Annotated in this window: 10 protein-coding genes; 7 read left to right on the forward strand and 3 right to left on the reverse strand. The window is 71.4% G+C overall.

Translation table 11 applies throughout. From position 1 onward, the window contains the following. Positions 1 to 249: 249 nt before the first annotated feature. Positions 250 to 1,245, forward strand: coding sequence for an ArsR/SmtB family transcription factor (locus tag ACWEVO_RS04365; protein ID WP_452306146.1), 996 nt, complete (start codon positions 250 to 252; stop codon positions 1,243 to 1,245). A 102-nt stretch (positions 1,246 to 1,347) separates the two neighbouring features. Here ACWEVO_RS04365 and ACWEVO_RS04370 read toward each other — a convergent pair whose 3' ends face one another. Both ACWEVO_RS04370 and ACWEVO_RS04375 read right to left on the reverse strand, forming a co-directional pair. Beyond that, complete coding sequence (locus tag ACWEVO_RS04370; RefSeq protein WP_452306147.1) at positions 1,348 to 2,106, reverse strand: alpha/beta hydrolase; 759 nt, start codon at positions 2,104 to 2,106, stop codon at positions 1,348 to 1,350. A gap of 200 nt (positions 2,107 to 2,306) precedes the next feature. Then, positions 2,307 to 3,455, reverse strand: coding sequence for an erythromycin esterase family protein (locus ACWEVO_RS04375; RefSeq protein ID WP_452306148.1), 1,149 nt, complete (start codon positions 3,453 to 3,455; stop codon positions 2,307 to 2,309). A gap of 81 nt (positions 3,456 to 3,536) precedes the next feature. Here ACWEVO_RS04375 and ACWEVO_RS04380 point away from each other — a divergent pair, with 81 nt between their 5' ends. From ACWEVO_RS04380 to ACWEVO_RS04390, 3 genes are all read left to right on the forward strand, one after another. Further along, entirely contained in the window at positions 3,537 to 4,238 is a 702-nt protein-coding gene (locus ACWEVO_RS04380) for a TioE family transcriptional regulator (RefSeq protein WP_452306149.1), read from the forward strand. A gap of 189 nt (positions 4,239 to 4,427) precedes the next feature. Next, positions 4,428 to 4,559 (forward strand): hypothetical protein, encoded by a 132-nt coding sequence (locus ACWEVO_RS04385; protein ID WP_452306150.1) that lies wholly within the window; start codon positions 4,428 to 4,430, stop codon positions 4,557 to 4,559. A 196-nt stretch (positions 4,560 to 4,755) separates the two neighbouring features. Next, the gene (locus ACWEVO_RS04390; RefSeq protein ID WP_452306151.1) at positions 4,756 to 7,761 is read left to right on the forward strand and encodes a family 16 glycoside hydrolase; all 3,006 of its coding nucleotides are present in this window, start codon (positions 4,756 to 4,758) and stop codon (positions 7,759 to 7,761) included. Positions 7,762 to 7,883: 122 nt separating this feature from the next. Here the strand turns inward: ACWEVO_RS04390 and ACWEVO_RS04395 are convergent, their stop codons facing one another. Then, positions 7,884 to 10,700, reverse strand: coding sequence for a peptidoglycan-binding domain-containing protein (locus ACWEVO_RS04395; protein ID WP_452306152.1), 2,817 nt, complete (start codon positions 10,698 to 10,700; stop codon positions 7,884 to 7,886). Between the two features lie 144 nt (positions 10,701 to 10,844). On the opposite strand from ACWEVO_RS04395, the gene ACWEVO_RS04400 reads away from it, so the two are divergent. The 3 genes from ACWEVO_RS04400 to ACWEVO_RS04410 form a co-directional block, all read left to right on the forward strand. After that, positions 10,845 to 14,321 carry a DUF6603 domain-containing protein gene (locus tag ACWEVO_RS04400; protein ID WP_452306153.1) on the forward strand — a complete coding sequence of 1,159 codons (3,477 nt, stop codon included), beginning with the start codon at positions 10,845 to 10,847 and terminating at the stop codon, positions 14,319 to 14,321. Further along, on the forward strand, positions 14,318 to 17,437 hold the full coding sequence (locus ACWEVO_RS04405) for a hypothetical protein (protein WP_452306154.1): 3,120 nt from the start codon (positions 14,318 to 14,320) through the stop codon (positions 17,435 to 17,437). The genes ACWEVO_RS04400 and ACWEVO_RS04405 overlap by 4 nt, the downstream gene beginning before the upstream one ends. Further along, positions 17,434 to 18,501: hypothetical protein (locus ACWEVO_RS04410; RefSeq protein WP_452306155.1), on the forward strand; the 1,068-nt coding region annotated here is incomplete at its 3' end. The genes ACWEVO_RS04405 and ACWEVO_RS04410, both read left to right, overlap by 4 nt.

An 18,501-nucleotide genomic window follows, 5' to 3' on the forward strand; every position in this document is an offset into this window, starting at 1 on the left:
CGCCGCGTCACCCAGGGCATCACCGTGGGCCGCAAAGGATCATCGCAGCCAGCGCGGGGTTGCTGGCCAGCGGCGGGGATGCGCCCAGGTCTCCCGGGAGATGTAGCGCGTGGGGCCGCTCATGACCGTGGTCGTGGTTCTGCCTCCGGCAAGGCGCCTGTCCGCCATTGGTCACTCGATTGCCATCCGGCACGTTGCCCGTTAGCGTGACCGCCGTCGATGCGGTGATCGCTGTGAAGGGCGGCCGCTGTGCTGCGGATCCATTTCACTGCCGAGGATTTCGGCCGGGTGCGGGTGCTGTCGCAGCCGGATCCCATGTGGGAGACCGTGCTCAGCATCTTCCGCCTGCGGGACCGTGGCCTGCCGCTCGTCTTTCACCATTGGCGCCGCGCCGCCGCGCAGGCCTGTTCCCGGGACGACCTGGCCATGCTGAGCGCGCTGGTACCGGGCGGCTACTTTCCGGACTTTCTCACGCCCAGCGAAGGCCAGCTCGGGCTGGACGCCGGGATCGAAGCGTTGCTCAGCACGCCCCGCTCTCGCTTCCGCGCCGAACTCGGCATTCTGGCCAGCCGGCACCGGCTGCCGTCATGGGCCGGGCAACTCGCCGCCGGCGACCGGGAGGCCGTGCATCGACTCGCCGATGCGATACGCGGCCACTTTCGTTGCGCCGTCGAACCGTACTGGGAGCAGGCGCGGGCGCACGTTGACGCCGACCGTGCCCGGCGGTCCCGGGCCTTCCTGGATGGCGGCGGCGAGGGACTGCTGCGCAGCTACCTGCCGATGATGCGGTGGTCGTCGCCGGTCCTGTCGGTCGACGTGCACCACGACCAGGACCTGCACCTCGACGGTCGCGGGCTGCTGCTGGTCCCGTCGTTCATCTCGATGAACACCCCCGACTTCCTGCACGACCGCACCCTGCCGCAGGTGCTGGTGTATCCCGTCGAGCACAGCCTGGCCGTGTCGGCCGCGGCGCTCGCGCCACGTGTCTCGCTGGCACGGCTGATCGGCGACACCCGCACGGCCGTGTTGGAGTCCATCGGCGAGGGCAGCAGCACCGGCGAACTTGCCCGCCGGGTCGGGGTCAGCGCCGCGTCGATCAGCCAGCACACCGCCGTACTGCGTAGCGCCGGGCTGATCCGTACGGGCCGGGTCGGCAAGACGGTGCTGCACACCCTCACACCGCTCGGGAACGCCCTGCTCGACCCGCAACTCGCGGCCGCGGTGCAGGGGTCGTCATCTGGTTGAGGCGAGCGCTGCCGAGGCCCGCGAGAGCGGTGTTCTGATCGGATGGGCCGGCCTCGCGGTGCCGGCGCCCGGCTGGTGCGCCGGACGCCGGCACCGCTGCGGTCACGCCGGCGCGGTCCGGCCGAGGTGCCGAGCGAAGAACCGGACCGCGCTGTCAGCCTCGAACCTGGGCAGTTCCTTGTGCCGTCCCGCGTTGGCGTGCAGCGTCTTCTCCTTCGAGGCGAAGGCGTCGAACAGCGCGAGACCGGCCTCGCGTGGGATGTGCTCGTCATCCCACTGCATGGCGAACTCGATGGGGATGGTGATCTGTTCTGCCTTCTCGGCCAGGACATCGGGCCAGTGCTGGCCGAAGACCGCCGCCGTGATCCGGGGTTCGATCGCCACCAGCGGCACACCGATCGCCGTGCCCATGTTGAGGCCGAAGTAGCCGACCGGCCCGTCGGTGCCGATCTCCGGGAGTTCCTGGAGGGCGTCCAGGGTCGCCTGCCACTCGGGCACGGCGAGCTCCGCCAGGTAGGCGTTGTAGCGGACGACGACCGGGCCTTCCGGCTCGCCCGCCTCCCTTGCCCGGTACAGCTCGGCGATCTCCTGCTCGTCGTGTGCGGTGCGCGGCCGGTCGCCGTGACCGGGCGCGTCGATGACGGCGACGTGGTAGCCGCAGCCGGTCCCGAGAAGGTGGGCGCGGCCCGCCATCGCCGGATGTTTCTTGTGGTTGCCGCCGCCGTGCCCCATCAGGACCAGGGGCGCGCGATCGGCGCCGGTGGTCGGCGACCAGAGCACACCGGGTACGTCGCCGACGGTGAAGTCGCGTTCGCGCATGCCGTTGGACGTCGACTCGGCGGTGAACTGCAGAGGGTGCATGGGTTGGTGCCTTTCGGGAGTGCCTTGTTGTTGAGGCGCTCCCGAAGACACCTACGTCTTTCGTCCGCCCGTGACGAAGCGGGGGAGCACCCACACGGATACCGCGTTCATGGGTCTCACCTCCTCGGTCAAGGTCACGGTCGGCCCGAACGCTACCAACCCGAGCATGTTCGCGACCAGCCCCTTTTCCTGCGGCCTGATCAGATGTCCGGGCGGGTGTGTCCGGTGATGTGCATGATCGCGTCCGCTGCGTCGACCGTCGCCTGGTCGAGCGGAAAGTAGCCCTGCCGCGGGGTGGTGTCGGTGCGGGTGCGAGCCGGGGACACGGCGGCGGCGGGGATCAGGCCCCAGTCGGTGATGCGGCGTTGCAGCAAGCCCTCGAAGGTGTCCGGCTCGGGCTCGCCGAGCGCCAGAACCTCGCTGCGCCCGAGGCTGGCCGCGATGAAGACATAGCTCTGGGTCCGCAGGGAGTCGACGATGGCGCCGGCGCCGTACCAGTTGGCGGTCAGTTCTCCCAGGCTCCAGGCGCTCCCGTTCCGCTGCAGGTGCGAGTTGTGGGCGAAGAGCATCGTCGGGCCGCGCCCGGCCTCGACGCTGCGGATGTCGAGCAGATTGCGGGCCATCAACGTGTCCCGCGTGGTCAACAGGAGACAGATCCGATCGCCCTGAGCGAGGGGCTGCGCCGCCTGCCAGTGGTAGTGGAGCAGCCACAGGCCCGCGTCGAGATGCGTCCTGGCCCGGCGCCACTCGGCGGGTGAGGTCCTCCCGATCAGCTCCGGTGCGCGGGCGTACAGCCTCGTACGCAGATCCTCGCCGATGCTGCGCAGCCGCTCGGCCTCGGGCGTGGCCCCCATGGACTGGGTGAAGTCGAGGATCGCCTCATCGCGGCTCCAGCGGTGGTCGTCCCCGGCGATCCCTGCGATGTCGAGGTGTTCGAGCTGGAGATAGTCGCGCGCGTACTCGAAATAGCTTCTCGGGCTGGGCGCGCTGGTGTTCTCGGTCGGGGCGTCGAAACCGTGGAAGGTCAGGCGCTCCTGCGCCGGCCGGTTCCGGTTGTACTCGCGTAGCCAGGCGACCAGCCGCCGATTGGCCTCGAGGGCGCCGAAGTTGTGGGAGAAGCCGTCGCTCATCACCGAGGCGAGGCTTCCGGTGCCGTGCAGCACGTAGTCGTTAACGGCGAGCGCGGCCACCCTGTCGGTTTCGAGGGCGATCGAACGGAAGCCGAGGTCGACCAGCTGGGCGAAGAGCTCGTTACGGACCGCGCCGAAGGCCGGCTCCTGGTGGGTCGGCTCGCCCAGGGCGAGGAGATCACATGGCACGGGTACGAAGTCTCGAATGTCCTGGCTCATGTGGCTCAAACGTACCATTGAAACTTCGGTGGAGACTTTGGATGAGAGGGCCTGCTCGGATGCGCGCTAAAGTCTCAAACCGTGCGACCATCCGACCTCGCGCGCGAGCACGGACTCTCGACTCAAGCGGTCCGCAACTACGAGCGGGACGGCTTCATCCCGCCCGCTGAGCGCACCCGCAGCGGTTACCGGGTCTACACCGAGGTGCACGCGGTCGCGCTGCGGGCCTATCTGGCGCTCGTCGCGGCATGCGGCCACGCCGCCGCCGGCCAGATCATGAACGCGCTGCACGACGACGCGCTCGACGACGCGCTGATCGTCATCGACCGCGCTCACGGCCAGTTGCTACGCGACCGGGACACGCTCAACGCGGTACGAGAAGCGATGGGGGACCTGCCCGCCCAACCGGACGACACGTCGGGCACGGGCGTGTTGAGCATCGGCGAACTCGCGCGCCGGCTCCGGGTCACCCCGGCGACTTTGCGCACCTGGGAGAGCGTCGGCATCCTCGCCCCCGCGCGCGATCCGGCCACCGGCCACCGGGTTTTCTCAGCGAGTGACACCCGCGACGCCGAACTGGCCCACCTGCTGCGGCGCGGAGGATATCCGCTGGACCAGATAGCGACGGTGGTCCAGCAGGTCCGGACGGCCGGCGGCACACAGGCGCTCTCCCGCGCCCTGGATGACTGGCAGCGGCGGCTCACCACGCGCGGCGTCGCCATGCTCGATGCCGCCGCCCGGCTCAGCCGCTACCTGAGCCTCGCGGCGATCACCTCAGCCTGATGTGACGCCCTTGCGGCCTTCAACGTAGACCGCCGGCGGGTGCTCCGCCGGGCGTTGGTCGGACCCGGCTCTGCTGCCCGGGCAGGTGATCGGGCGGGTTGGTCAAAGGCGATCGAGCGCGCCCTCACGGCGGCCGGACCGATGGCGCCCTGCGGCGAACATGCCAGCCGATTCGCGCTGCTGTGGGCCGTGACCGGCGGCGAGCCGCAGACGTACGTCGAGCTCGACGGCTGCCACCGGATCATGTCGGTCGACTATCCGGGCGCCCCGATCATGGCGCAGGGAGACGCCGCGCTGGCCGAGCTGATCGACAAGCCCTGACCTCTCGACGGTCCGGCGCCCACTCTCGACGGGACCCACTTTCATTCAGAAATTCAAAAGTTGAATCACATCGATCTAAACATTAGCGTGTTGCGCATCGATCTTTTGTGCTGCGAGATCGAAGACGTCGGTCCAAGGGAGGCGAGTCCCACCGATCCTCCCGGCCGGCCCCCCACCACTCGCACCAGGAGGAACCATGACCGCACCGAACGGCCGGCGCCGACGCCGGAGAGCCGCGCTCGCGGCCGCAGGTGCCGCTTTGGCGACCCTGCTCGCTGCCGTCCCCGTCACCCCGTCCGCGGCGGCACCGGCCAACGCCGACCGCCCGCCCCAGGAGCCCGGCGTCACCCTGCGCTCGTACGACATGGGCGTACCACTGTCGGCGCTGTGCACCCTCAAGCCCGCACAGACCCCGAACGTCGACAAGCTCATGCCGCAGATCAACTGGACCAGCACCGACGACTTCGGCCTCTCCGACCGGTTCATCAGCCACGCCCTCGCCAATCTGAGCGTGCCCACCGACGGGGAATACACGTTCCGCCTCACCAGCGACGACGGGTCACGCCTGACAATCGACGACAAGCTCGTCGTCGACCACGACGGCCTGCACGGCGAAACCGCCAAGGAAGGGTCGCTCACCCTGACCGCCGGCCTGCACCCGTTGTTCGTCGAGTTCTTCGAGAACGGCGGCGGCCAGGTGTTGCGGCTGGAGTGGCGTCCCCCGGGCGCGAGCGGATTCGAGCTGGTGCCGACCTCCGCGTTGAGCACCGAGGCCGACGTCGTACGCGTTACCGCCCCGGGATGGAAGTACTGCGAGGGTGCGACCGACTCGGCGGGAGACGGCCTGCCCCTGGATCGGGTGCACCCCGGCTACACCCTCACCGACCTGCGCCCCGAGGGCTTCAAGCCGCAGGTTACCGGCATGGCCTTCATGCCCGACGGCGACCTGGTGATCTCGACCTGGGGCGGCACCGACAACGCGACCGGCGAGGTCTACCTGGTCGAGGGCGTCACCGGGAAGACCGGCCCCGAACAGGTCACCTACCGCCGGTTCGCCCAGGGGCTGCGCGAGCCGCAGGGCGTGGCGGTGGTCGACGGCACCGTCTACGTCAGCCAGAAGCACGAGCTGACCGCCCTGCGCGACACCGACAGCGACGGCGTCGCGGACGACTACCGGACGGTGGCCACCTGGCCGTGGGGCGGCAACTTCCACGAGTTCGCGTTCGGCCTGCTCTACCGCGACGGGTACTTCTATCTCAACCTGTCGGTCGCCATCAACCTCGGTGGCGCCACCACGGTGCCCCAGCCGGCGCGCAACCGCGGTACGTCGATCAAGGTGAACGCCGCGACCGGCGAGATCACGTACGTCGCGGGCGGGCTGCGCACCCCCAACGGCATCGGCTGGGGACCACGCGGCGAGGTCCTCGTCACCGACAACCAGGGGGGCTGGTTGCCCGCGAACAAGCTGGTCCAGATCAAGCCAGGCGCGTTCTACAACCACTACACCACGCCGTCGGGCCCGTACGACGACAAGGCGGTGACCCGACCCATCGTCTGGCTGCCGCAGAACGAGATCGCCAACTCACCCTCCACCCCGGTGCTGCTGAAGCAGGGGCCGTACGCGGGGCAGCTGGTCGTCGGGGACGTGACCTACGGCGGCCTCCAGCGGGTCTTCCTCGAAGAGATCGAGGGGCAGTACCAGGGCGCCGTGTTCCGGCACACGCAGGGCCTGGAGTCCGGTATCAACGAGGTGGCCCTCGGCCCCGACGGCGCGCTCTACGTCGGCGGCCTGGGCGCCGGCGGTAACTGGGGCCAGGAGGGCAAGCTCACCTACGGCCTGCAGAAGCTGACGCCCAACGGCACCTCGGTCTTCGAGGTCAAGCAGATGCGCGCGTCGCATGTCGGATTCGAGCTGGAGTACACCAAGCCGCTGTCCGCCGAGACCGCGCAGCAGCTGGCCGACGCGTACCAGGTGGAGCAGTGGCGCTACGGCGCCACGAGCCAGTACGGCGGTCCGAAGCTCGAGCTGGAGACGCTCAAGGTGGCCAAGGCCGAGCTGTCGGCCGACGGCCGCACGGTCAAGCTGCAGATCCCGGGCCTGAAGGAGAACCGCGTGGTGCACGTGCGCTCCCCGCGTCCGTTCTCCTCCGCCGACGGCGAGGAGCTGTGGAACACTGAGGCCTGGTACACGCTCAACGAGATCCCGGGCCGCGTGGTGCAACCGCAGACGTTCTTCGAGGCCGAAGAGGGCCGGACGGTCGCGGTCGGTATGGCCACCGACCACGCCGCCTACTCCGGCGCGGGCTTCGCCGCCGGGTTCACCGAGAACGGCTCGTCGACCAGGATCTCCGTCGACGTCGGCGAGAGCGGCAGCTACGACCTGGCGATGCGCTACAGCAACGGCCCGAACCCCTACTCCGGGCAGAAACAGCTGAGCTTGTACGTCAACGGCGACCGCGTCGAGCAGACGATCTTCCCCTCGACCGTGACCTGGGAGGACTGGGGCACGGTCACCACCACCGTGCCGCTCAACAAGGGGCGCAACGTGGTCGAGTACCGCAAGGAGGCCGCGGACTCCGGACACGTGAATCTCGACGTGCTCGCCGTACGGCCGCACGGCAAGCGCATCACGCTGTTCAACGGACGCGAGCTCACCGAATGGCAACACACCGACGGGCGGGAACCGATCTGGACTGTCGCCGACGGCGCCATGACGGTGCGCAACGGCGACCTGCGCACATTGCAGGCCTTCGGGGACTTCCGCCTGCACCTCGAGTTCAACCTGCCGCTGTACCCGCCGGACGTGACCGGCCAGGCGCGCGCCAACAGCGGGGTGTTCCTGCAGGATCGCTACGAGATCCAGATTCTGGACTCGTTCGGCATCGACCCGCCCCAGAAGAACGACGCCGCGGCCATCTACAACCAGAAGGCCCCCGACGTGAACGCGGCGCTGCCGCCCGAGACCTGGCAGACGTACGACATCGTCTACCGGCAGGCCCGCTACGACGCGGCCGGCAAGAAGGTCGAGAACCCGCGCGTCACGGTCGTCTGGAACGGCGTGAAGGTGCAGGACGACGTCGAGATCCTCGGCCCGACCGGCAGCAGCCGGCCCGAAGGCCCGGCGACGGGTGCCATCCGGCTGCAGGATCACGGCAACCCGGTCCAGTACCGCAACATCTGGATCGAGTCGCTGGACCGGTAGATTCGCCGGCGATCAGAACGCGGGCGGTCGGGTACGGTTCGCCGGCTCGGCCGCCCGCGGCCCTCGATCGGTGCCACGCCGTGCGGGTGCGAGTTCGCGAACCTCGAACCTGCCCGGCTGGTTCAGCCGGCGATCAGCTGGAACGAGTTGACGTCGGCGACGACCTTGCCCGCCTCCGCGTCCTTGTAGTCGGCGGCGCGCTGCACCGTCTTGCCGTAGACGGGGTCCTCGCCGTTGGCCAGCGCGATCAACTCGGTGACGAAGGCCTCCTGCTTGGCCGTGGTGTTCTCGGTCGCCATGTTCACGTTGCCCGTGCCGAACGCGGTCTGGTACGCGCTCAGGGCGTCGCTGATGGCGCCGTTGGCGTTGATGACGTGATCCGGCCGGTTGACGTGGTGTCGCAGCAGTGCGGCGACCGCCCGTTCGCTGGTCAACACTTCGCCGAAGGTCGCCACCCGGAGCCCACCGGAGCCGTTGGGAACCCGGGGGCCCGGGTTCGGGGTGCTTCGACTGTCCCACGACCGCGCCAGCAGGTCGCGTAGGCGGCGCAGGGCGAGCTTCCACATCGCGCGGTGCAGGTCGTCACTGCCGCGCAGCGCGACGACCAGCCGGTGCAGGACATGCCAGCTACGCATGTAGTCGATCATGTATGCGTCGGTGCTCTTGGCCAGCGGCAGCAGATCGGCGGCGTGGACCTGCCCATTCTTGTCCCGCAGCCCGTACATGCCCAGTTGCCCGACGTACTTCGACTGGGCCGCCCCGCCCTGGCCGCTCCACACGGTCGCGTCCCAGGGTACGGCCGGGTAGATGCCGTATCGGCCGAAATCGCGTTCGTACGAGTCGGGGTACTGGTCGCGGTAGTAGGCGTAGACGGCGGCGAGCTCACCGGTGCCCGAGCTGAGCAGCGCCCAGTGGTACAGGCCGAAGGAGATGATGCCGGCGTCCCAGGCGTTGTACACGTCGAAGTTCCCGATGCACTCCTGGCTCGCGACCGCCCGGATGACCCGGTACGTGGAGCTGACCGGCGCCTTGCTCCGGTCGACCGGTGCCGGTGGAATCAGTTCCGGCGGGAGCAGGCTGTCCATGGTCACCTGGCACTCCGGCTGCCAGTACTGGTTCTGGTCGAGGATGGGGCCGTTGGAGCCGGCGGCGCTGTACGCACCGATCGCCATGCTGTTCACCGCACCGGCGAACTGCCGCGACGGCGGGATGGCGAACCGGCCGAGCTGGTCGGTGGAGTACACCCGGCGGTCGAAGGCCTTCATGTCGTTGTACAGCCATAGATCGGTGTAGGACGGATCCGGTGCGGCCGGGGGTGGCGTGCTGATCGGGTACCCGGCGACGGTGAGCGGGCAGATGTTGCGTACGGCCCGGTCCGGGTTGATCCACTGGGCGATCACCTCGGCGGTGTCCCAGTCGGCCATGCCGTGGACCCGGCCCCGGTAGCGGTACGCCGTCGCCACCACGGCGGTGCCCTGCGCGGGCGCGGCCTGTAGCTGGTAGACGGTGTCAGCCTGTGCCTCGATCTGCAGTTCCCGCAGCGCGATCGCGGTGCGGCCGCCGAACTCGCCGTCCGGGGTGCCGACGACCGCGAAGCCGAGGGCGACGAGGTCCTCCTGCAGGTTGCGCACGTAGGTCTGGGGTGTGGCGACCGCCGTGGCCTGCCCGCCGTACCGGCGGGCCGAGTCGCTGTCGCCGAGCCGGAGCGTGAAGTTGCCGTACCGCAGCAGTGGCCACTGCCGGCGCCGGGGCAGCGACGCGTCCGTGCTCCACTGCGGCCAGCCGCCCGTCGTCCAGCCGTAGCCGGCCAGTCCCGCCACCAGGAAGTCGGTGAAGCGCTTGGCGATCTCGTCGAGCATCGCCGCCCCCCACGGGCTGGTGAGGTCGGCGCGCACCGAACCCAGGAGATCGATGCCGGCACCGAGCGGGCTGAGCGCGGCCTCGGCGAGGTACAGCCATTTACTCGTCTTGAAGCGACCCAGCGTCAGCAGGTCGAAGGCGGTCTTCTCGAGTTGGGTGCGGACGGCGGCCCGCACCGCGGCCGGGTCGATGGTGACCACGCCGCTGCTGTCGATGGTGTGCGGGATCGCCGGTGTGGCGCGGTGGATGAACAGGTGGAAACGGTTCACCGAATGCACCATCGCATTGCCGACCTGCGGCGGCTCCGGACCGTAGTAGCTCCGCAGCAGGTCGGCCAGCGGCGTCTTCCGGGTCGGGGTGACGGCGAGCGACCCGATCTCCTGCTTGAGGATCTCGGCGTCCATGTCGCCGAACAGGTCGTCCAAGGCGCAGCGTGAGGCCGTCGCCGCGGTCAACCAGCCGAGCGGAGTGGCGAGGCCGGACGCATCGGTCGGCTCGCTCCACGTCTGGCCGGCCTTCTTCGCGGCGGTGCGGGCTTTGATCTTCGCATCGTTGTACGAGCTCCACCAGGACGCGAGGTCACCGGTCCAGCTCAACGCGCCGGCGACGTCCGTGCGGACATTGACCGCACCGCCGACCGTGCCCAGGCCGTTGAAGCCCTGATCGAGCAGCACCCAGACGTGACTGACGTCGACCGGTGGCCGGGCGTACTCGGTTCCGTTGTCACTCGTGGTCAACATGCCGGTGGCCGCCAGTCCGGTCAGCGCGGCCTGGCTCGCCTGCTTCGTGGTCAGCGGCGCGTCCTGCCACGCCCCGGCGGTGAGCAGCATGTCGAACGCCGAGTTGCCGGTCGCCGCGCCGTAGTACAGCATCCGCAGCCGTTGCGCGGCCTCGCCGGAGTTGGCGACGCTCGCTTCCACCTGCGCCACCCAGTCCGCGTACTGGTCCAGGTACGGGCTGGAGTTCTTCCGCTCGCCGGCCATCAGTTCCGGGCCGTACGGCCACAAGGCGCGGGGCTTCGGCGCCACCGCGGGCAGCGTGGACAGAACAGTCGACACATCGGCGACGGCGGTTGGCATGCCCGGACCGTACGGACGGGAAAACTTGCCGTCCATCAAGGATCTGACAGATGACCTAGCCGTTCGGTCCATGTGATCCACGCCCCCAGATGATCGGATGTACCGCGTCCCAGGCCGGGGTCGGACTTTCCAGGGGGAGGCCAGGTGAGCGAGCCGCTGCACACCACCGTCGTCGCTCAGGCGGTGAGCCTGCTGGATCCGCTGGCCGACGCGGCCGCCAACCTGGACGCCCAGGCCCGGCTGCTCACGGCGGTCGGCTGGGACATCTCGGCGCTCGCCGGCGCGGACCCCGCGACCCTGGCCCAGGCGCTCCAGGTCGCCCAGCACACCGTCACCGACATCCGTGGCCTGCTCGCCACCGGCATCACCGACCTGGAGCAGGCGGTGACCTGCCTGCTCGACGCCGCGGCCGCGGTCACCGCCATCGTCGACCTCGTGCACGGCTGGCACGGTCCCGCTTCGACGGGCGGGTTGAGCAGCCCGCCGTCGGCCGACGACGACCCGTACCTGCTGCTCGTCAACGACCTGGTCAACTTCCTGCTCGACGCCCATCTCGCGGCACGACTGCCCCGGCTGCGCACCGTGCTGGATCTGATCGGCGTGCGCAGCACCGTCACCCCGGCCCATCCGGTCACGGTCAACGGCCGGGTCGCCCGCGACGGCCGCGCCCGCCCCTACTACGACATCACCCCGCTCGGCGACCTGCTGCGCGATCCGGTCGCAACGGTGCGTACCCGGGTGTTCGGCCCGACCGGCGCGCCCGGCGTGCCGGACGACATCGCCGACCTGCTCGGACCGGTGCTTGCTGACTGGCTGCGTCAACTCGGCCTGCTCGCGTCGTACGGCACGCCGGGCGCCGCGCAGGACAGCGTGCTCTCCGCGGAGCAGAAGCGGGTCGCGGCACACCTGCTGCACGTCGCGTGGACCGCGGACATCGATCCGGAGGGTGAGGCCGCGGTCTGGCTGCGCCTCGCGTTGGGCCTGACCCGGGACACCGGACCCGGCGGGACCGGACCGCTCGTCGCGGTGCTGCGCCCCGACGGGGGCGCCGGCGGCCACCTGGACCTGGGGCAATGGGCGATCGACTGGACGGTGACAGGCGCCACGGCCCCGCTGGTGATCGGCCAGGACGGGGCCCGGTTCGACCCGCCCGACCAGCCGGCCGCCGCCGGCGCGGCGCTGGAGGTGACCTACGGCCGGCCGACCCCCGGCCATCCGGCGCTGCGGTTCGGCGACCCGGGGGCGATCCGGCTCGAGATCGACCAGTTCGCGGTCCAGGCGAAGGCGCACATCGACGCGTCCGGCCCCGACGGCTCGCTGACCCTGCGGCTGGTCGGGGCGCGCCTGCTCATCGAAGCCGGCAAGGACGGCTTCCTCGGCGCCGTACTACCCGCGCAGCCGGTCCAGATGGACCTGGATGTGGGGTTGTCCTGGTCGCCGAAGACCGGACTGACCTTCCTCGGCTCGGTCGGCCTGGACAAGACCTTCCCCGTCGGCTACACCCTCGGCCCGCTCACCATCAACCAGGTACGGATCGCGCTGGCGGCCGGCGCGTCCACTGGCGTCGAGCTGCGCCTCACCTCCGACCTCACCCTGCGGCTGGGGCCGGTCACGGCGGTCGCCGCCGGCCTCGGCCTGCGCGCGGCCCTGACCCGCGCCGACCAGGGTGGCGCGTTCGGTCCGCTGGACGTACGGCTGGAGCTGCTCGCGCCGACCGGGATCGGGCTGTCGGTCGACGCGCCCGTCGTCACCGGTGGCGGCTTCCTGCTCGCCGACCCGGCGACCGGCCAGTACGCCGGCGGCCTGCACCTGGAGTTCGAAAAGCTCACCCTGAACGCGATCGGGCTGCTCACCACGCACCTGCCCGACGGGTCGCGCGGGATGTCGCTGCTGGTCATCGTGCAGGCGTCCGGATTCACCCCGATCCAGCTGGGCTTCGGGTTCACCCTCAACGGCGTCGGCGGCCTGCTCGCCATCAACCGGACCGTCGCGGTGGACGTCCTGCGGGCCGGCGTGCGCAACCGCACCCTGGACGCGATCCTGTTCTCCCCGGACGACCCGACCCCCCGAGCCCCCCAGATCATCAGCACCCTGCAGTCCGTCTTTCCGCCCGCGGTCAACCAGTACGTGTTCGGGCCGATGGCGAAGATCGGCTGGGGTGCACCGGTCACGCTGGTCACCATCGAGATCGCGCTCATCCTGGAACTGCCGGCGCCACTACGGCTGATCCTGCTCGGCCGGATCCGCGCCGCGCTGCCCGACCCCGACCACGCGATCGTGAACATCAACCTCGACGTGGTCGGCGTGGTCGACTTCGACCGCAGCGAACTGTCGGTGGACGCCAGCCTGTACGACTCGAGGGTCGGCCCGTTCGCGCTCACCGGCGACATGGCCGCCCGCGCGAACTGGGGCGCGAACCCCGACTTCGCCATGGCCCTGGGCGGCTTCCACCCGGCGTTCACGCCGCCGCCCGGTTTCCCGGCGCTGCGCCGCCTGACCCTGGCGCTCTCCACCGGCGACAATCCGCGGCTGCGGATGGAGACGTACCTCGCCCTGACCTCCAACACCGTCCAGGTGGGCGCGCGGCTGGAGCTGTACGTCGGGCTCGGGCCGTTCGCACTGGAGGGCGGCCTCGGCTTCGACACGCTCATCCAGTTCTCGCCGTTCCGGCTGCTCGCCGAGATCTACGCCCACCTGGCGCTCAAGTCCGGCGGCAGCACCCTGATGGGGTTGGACATCCACGTCCACCTCACCGGCCCGGCGCCCTGGGTGCTCTGGGGCGAGGCCAGCTTCAGCATCTTCTTCTTCAGCATCACCCTGCCGTTCCGCGCCCAGTTCGGCCGGGCCGAGGACGTGCCGGCGATCGAACGCACGGACGTCTGGCCGGTCCTGCGGGACAGCCTCACCGCGGAGGCGAACTGGAGCGCCCACCTGCCACCGCAGGGCGGGCGGCTGGTGGTACCGCGCGACGGTGCGGGCGACGGCGAGCTCACCGCGCACCCCCTGGGCGCCCTGACCGTGTCGCAGTCGCTGGTACCGCTGGAGCGCATCCTCGGCCTGTTCGGCTCGGTGCCGCCGAAGGACTACGACCGGTTCGCCGTTGCCTCGGTGACCGGACTGTCGGTGACCGGCGCGGCCACGCAGTACTTCGCGCCGTCGCAGTTCCGGCAGATGAGCGACGCGGAGAAGCTGGCCAGCCCGGCGTACGAGCGGATGGTCTCCGGCGTCCACCTCGCGCCGAGCACGGCGATCATCGTCGGGTACGTGCAGGAGACCCCGCTGGACTACGAGCAGTCGGTGATCCTCGACGTGGCGCAGCCGGCAGCGCAACGGCTCGACGACCGGTACACCCCGGGCGGCGACGTCGTCGCGGCGCTGGCCCAGCACGGTCCGGCGGCCACCGCACCCAGCCGCGAGCAGGGCACCGCCCGGTTCGCGCCCCCGAGCCCCGGGCCGACCGTCGGCGAACCGACCTACGTCGTGGTCGACCGCGACACCCTCACCCCAGTGCCGCAGGACGGGTCGGACGGCAGCTACACCGCCGCCGCCGAACTGCTGCGCCGGCACCCCGACCGGGGTGACCTGCAGATCGTACGGGCCGAGGAACTGGAGCTGGTATGACGGAGATCGCGGGCAGCTACCGCTTCCTGGCCTGGTCACGGCAGGGCCTGGCGGCGGCGATACCGGCCGGCGGGCCGGTCGGCGGCGACGGGACGGTCCGGCTGCCGGTCACGATGACTGTGCGCAAGGGAGAGTCGGACACCGAGGATGTGACCCGCACGCTGCGGCTGTACGGGCCGGGCGACGTGGTCGGGCTGGACGCCAACCAGATCATCCGGCGCGAGCCGCGCCCCGGTACCGCCGACTTCGAACCGAACTACTTCCCGCTGGTCGAGTTCGACACGCCGGAACTGCCGTGGCTGCTCAGCCCGGAACCCAGCGGCGAGCGGATCCGGCCCTGGCTGACCCTGGTCGTGGTGCGCCGCGACGTCGCCGAGATCGCGGTCGACCCGCTGCGCCCGCTGCCGTTCCTGCGGCTGGCCCCAGCGGACGCCGGCGACGAACTGCCGGACCTGAGCGAATCGTGGGCGTGGGCGCACGGGCAGATCGCTGGCACCTCCGTTCCGCCGACCGACGCGCTCGACGGCCGCTCACCCGAGCTGACGCTGTCCCGGCTGCTGTCCCCGCGCCGGCTGCGGCCGCGGACCGCCTACCTGGCCTGCCTGGTACCGGCCTACCGGGCCGGCGTCCAGGCGGGCCTCGGCCAGAAGGTGGATGCCGGCGCCGACCTGGCCTGGCCGCCCCCCGGCGGCTGGGGGACGCTGACCGGGAAGTTCGAGCTGCCGGTGTACGACCACTGGGAGTTCGCCACCGCCGAGGTCGGCGACTTCGAGACGCTGGTCCGCAAGCTGCGGCCGCACCCGGTCGGCCCGGACGTGGGCGCCCTGCCGGTGGACATTTCCACCGCCGGCCCCGACTTCGCCGACCTGTACCTGGCGGCGCCGACCGTGCTGCCGTTCGAGGGCGCGCTCACCTCGCCGGCGTTGCCCGACCGACAGTGGCCGGCCGGTGTCCAGGCGGGCTTCGCCCAGCGGCTGGAGGACCTCATCGAGGTGCCGCCCGGGGTCGACGTCACCGTGCTGCGCCCGCCGATCTACGGCGCGTTCCAGGCCGGCACCGGGGACGACCTGCCCGAGCCGGGTGCCGGCCGGCCGTGGCTCCGCGACCTGAACCTCGATCCCGGCTGGCGGGCGGCCGCCGCGCTCGGCGTCCGCGTGGTGCAGGAGAACCAGGAGCAGCTGATGGCCTCGGCCTGGGAGCAGGCCGGCGAACTGGAGAAGGCCAACGCGCTGCTCCGCCAGGCGCAACTGGCCCGCTCGGTGGCGTCGGCCACCCGCGACAAGCACCTCGACGGGCTGCCGCCGGACACCGCCGTACGGGTCACCGAGCCGGTACACAGCCGGGTCCGGGTCGGCCGGGACGGGACGCACGGCGTCGGCCACACCCTGCGCAGGAGCGTGCACGACAGCGTCTTCCCGCAGGCGGCACTGTCCGCGCCGTTCCGCCGCGCGGTACGGCCGGTCGGCCCGCTCGCCCGTCGGCTGCCCGGCCCGGCGCAGGAGGCCACCTCGGCGCTGGCCAAGGGCCTGGCGAAGGGCACCGTCAAGGTGCCGGTACACCCGGCGCGCGGCGGCGCCGACTTCGACGAGGTCGGGGACCGGGTCGCCCCGCCGGGGCAGAACAAGCCGAAGATGCGCGACCTGCGCGACAACGTCGGGAACGCGGCCGGCTGGCACAAGATCGCAGCCGACCAGCCCGGCGAGGGCGGCTTCTACGTCGGCGGCGACCCGTACCACCCGGCCCCGCCCGGCCCCCCGGACGGCGGGGCCAGCACACCGGCGCCGCCACCCGCCACGCCGCTCGGCTCGGCCGCGCACGTCGCCGTCGCGGACCCGCCCGTCGTCGCGATGGCGGCGATCCCGAACCCGCGGGGCGGGGAGAGTCGGTCCGCCGAACCCACGCTGCTGCCGGTGGACTGGGTGATCGACGAGATCGGCCGGCGCGCCGACCGGTTACGCGGCATCAACAACCGCTTCCAGGCGGCCACCGAGTTCCTGCTCGGCCACCTGCCCGCGACCGTGGCGACCACCGTCGCCGCGCTGGCGCCGGCGCAGTCCGAGCTGGATCTCGCGCCGGTCGCCGACGCGCTGGTGAGCCCCGGCGGCGCGCTGGAGCCGGACACCGTCGTGCCCCGCACCGTGCTCACCCTGGTGCCGGACGCCCCCGCGCACCCGAGCGCCGACCCGCTGCGGCCACGGTCGTTCACGCCCCGCTTCCCGCAGCCGATGAGTGGCCCGCTCGCCTCGGTGGACACCCAGATGATGCTGCCCGGCATCGAACGGATCGCCGGCGACAGCGTCGGCGTGCTCGTCGGCAACACCCGGTTCATCGAGGCGTACCTGGCCGGCCTCAACCACGAACTCAGCCGGGAACTGCTGTGGCGCGGCCTGCCCACCGATCCGGGTGCGACATTCGCCGACCGGTTCTGGGACGACGGCGGCAACCCCGGCCGGAGCACGACACCCCAGCTGCCGCCGATCGCCGACTGGGCCGCCGGACTGGGCGGCAACGCGCCCGACACCGGCGGACCGGACATGCTGATCCTGGTCATCCGGGGACGGCTGCTGCTGCGTTACCCGCACACCGCCGTCTACGCGGCCAAGGCGGTGCCCACCCGGGACGCGAACGGCTCGCCGGTGCTCGGGCCGGACGGCGCGCCCGTGCCGACCGTCGGAACCCAGGAGCTGTACCCGAAGTTCCGCGGCACCATCGACCCGGACGTCAGCTACCTCGGCTTCGATCTCACCCTCGACGCCGCGCGCGGCACGGGCGGCGACCTCGGCTGGTTCTTCGTCGTCCAGGAGCAGCCCACCGCGCCGCGGTTCGGGCTCGACGAACCGGCCGATACGACGTCGCCCGGCACCCTGGGCAGCTGGTCGGACCTGGACTGGTCGGACCTCGTCCCGGCCGGTACGGACCTGACCAAGCTGCGCTACGCCGGCGTCGCCGGCCCGCTCGCCGGCGCCCATCCCGTCACCCTGCCGGTCCTGTCCGGACGCGCCCAGCCGACGGCCACCTGGGGCGCCGACGCCGCCCAGATGGCCGCGATCACCTACCAGCGGCCGATGCGGGTCGCGATCCACGCCCGTACCGTGCTGCCGGAGGCCACCCCGTGACCGCGCCCACCCTCGCCCAGATCACCATGCCGTCGCGGCCCGGAACGGCCGCGCACGCGCTACCCGGGGACACGTTGCAGGCCACCGGGGTCGGGTTCGGTGCCGCCACCGACAACCAGTCGGCCGTGCTCGTCACGACCGACACCGGCACGACCGTCACCGCGCAGGTGCTGTCCTGGGCCGACGGCCAGATCCGCTTCACCTTCCCGACCGGCACCGGAGCAGCGGGCGCCAAGCAGGTACGGGTACGCAACCGCCAGGGCACCAGCGCCCCCCAGGCCGTCACCCTGGAGGACACCCCCCGGCTCTCCGCCGCGCCAGTGGCGCTGCTGCCGCTCGGCATCCAGACCCGGTTCATGGCCAGCGGCCGGGAACTGTGGGTACGTGCCCTACCGGACACCGTGCACGTGGACAGCCACGACGAGCGGCTCACCGCCGAGGAGGCCGACCTCGGACGCCGGTACCGCGACGCCGCCGGCGCCGCCCGCGACGAGATCTGGCTGGACCTGACCACGCGCTTCGGCGCGCCCCGCGCCGAGTGGATCGTCCGCGCCACCCGGACCGGCACGGTCGTCCCGCGCGACACGCCGTGGCCGCGAGCCGCCCGCAGCCGACTGCTGCCCCGCCGGCTCTACGCGTTCGCGTACGACGACGCGGGCCACGTCATCGCCCAGCAGTACGGCCAGCCGATCCCGTTCGAGCTGCCGATCGGCCCGGACCTGAACGCGGCCGGCAGTGACCCGACCCGGACACCGGGCATGGCCTGGCTGGTCGACTTCAACCAGGCGCTGGCCAACGGCATGGCGCTCAAGCTGCGGCTGCCCGACCCGCCGCCGGACCACATCGCCCGGCTGGTCGTGGTCGGCGCGGAGACGTCGCTGACCCCGGCCCAGGGCGCCGAGGAACTGGGCGACGCGCTCGCCGCGCACCGGTACACCCGGGGACTCGGCTTCCTGTCCGAGGGCACCCCGACGAACCTCACCCCGGACGCCACCGACCCGGGCGGGGCGAGCGCGTCGCCCAGTTCCTCGGCGCCCTGGGCCGGGGTCAGCGACGTCTCCGCG

It is taken from the genome of Micromonospora sp. NPDC003776 (assembly GCF_053605645.1).

Coding starts and splice junctions, on each gene's coding strand:
- ACWEVO_RS04390 (WP_452306151.1), top strand. CDS start 4,756: ATGACCGCACCGAACGGCCGGCGCCGACGCCGGAGAGCCGCGCTCGCG.
- ACWEVO_RS04370 (WP_452306147.1), bottom strand. CDS start 2,106: ATGCACCCTCTGCAGTTCACCGCCGAGTCGACGTCCAACGGCATGCGC.
- ACWEVO_RS04395 (WP_452306152.1), bottom strand. CDS start 10,700: ATGCCAACCGCCGTCGCCGATGTGTCGACTGTTCTGTCCACGCTGCCC.
- ACWEVO_RS04405 (WP_452306154.1), top strand. CDS start 14,318: ATGACGGAGATCGCGGGCAGCTACCGCTTCCTGGCCTGGTCACGGCAG.
- ACWEVO_RS04375 (WP_452306148.1), bottom strand. CDS start 3,455: ATGAGCCAGGACATTCGAGACTTCGTACCCGTGCCATGTGATCTCCTC.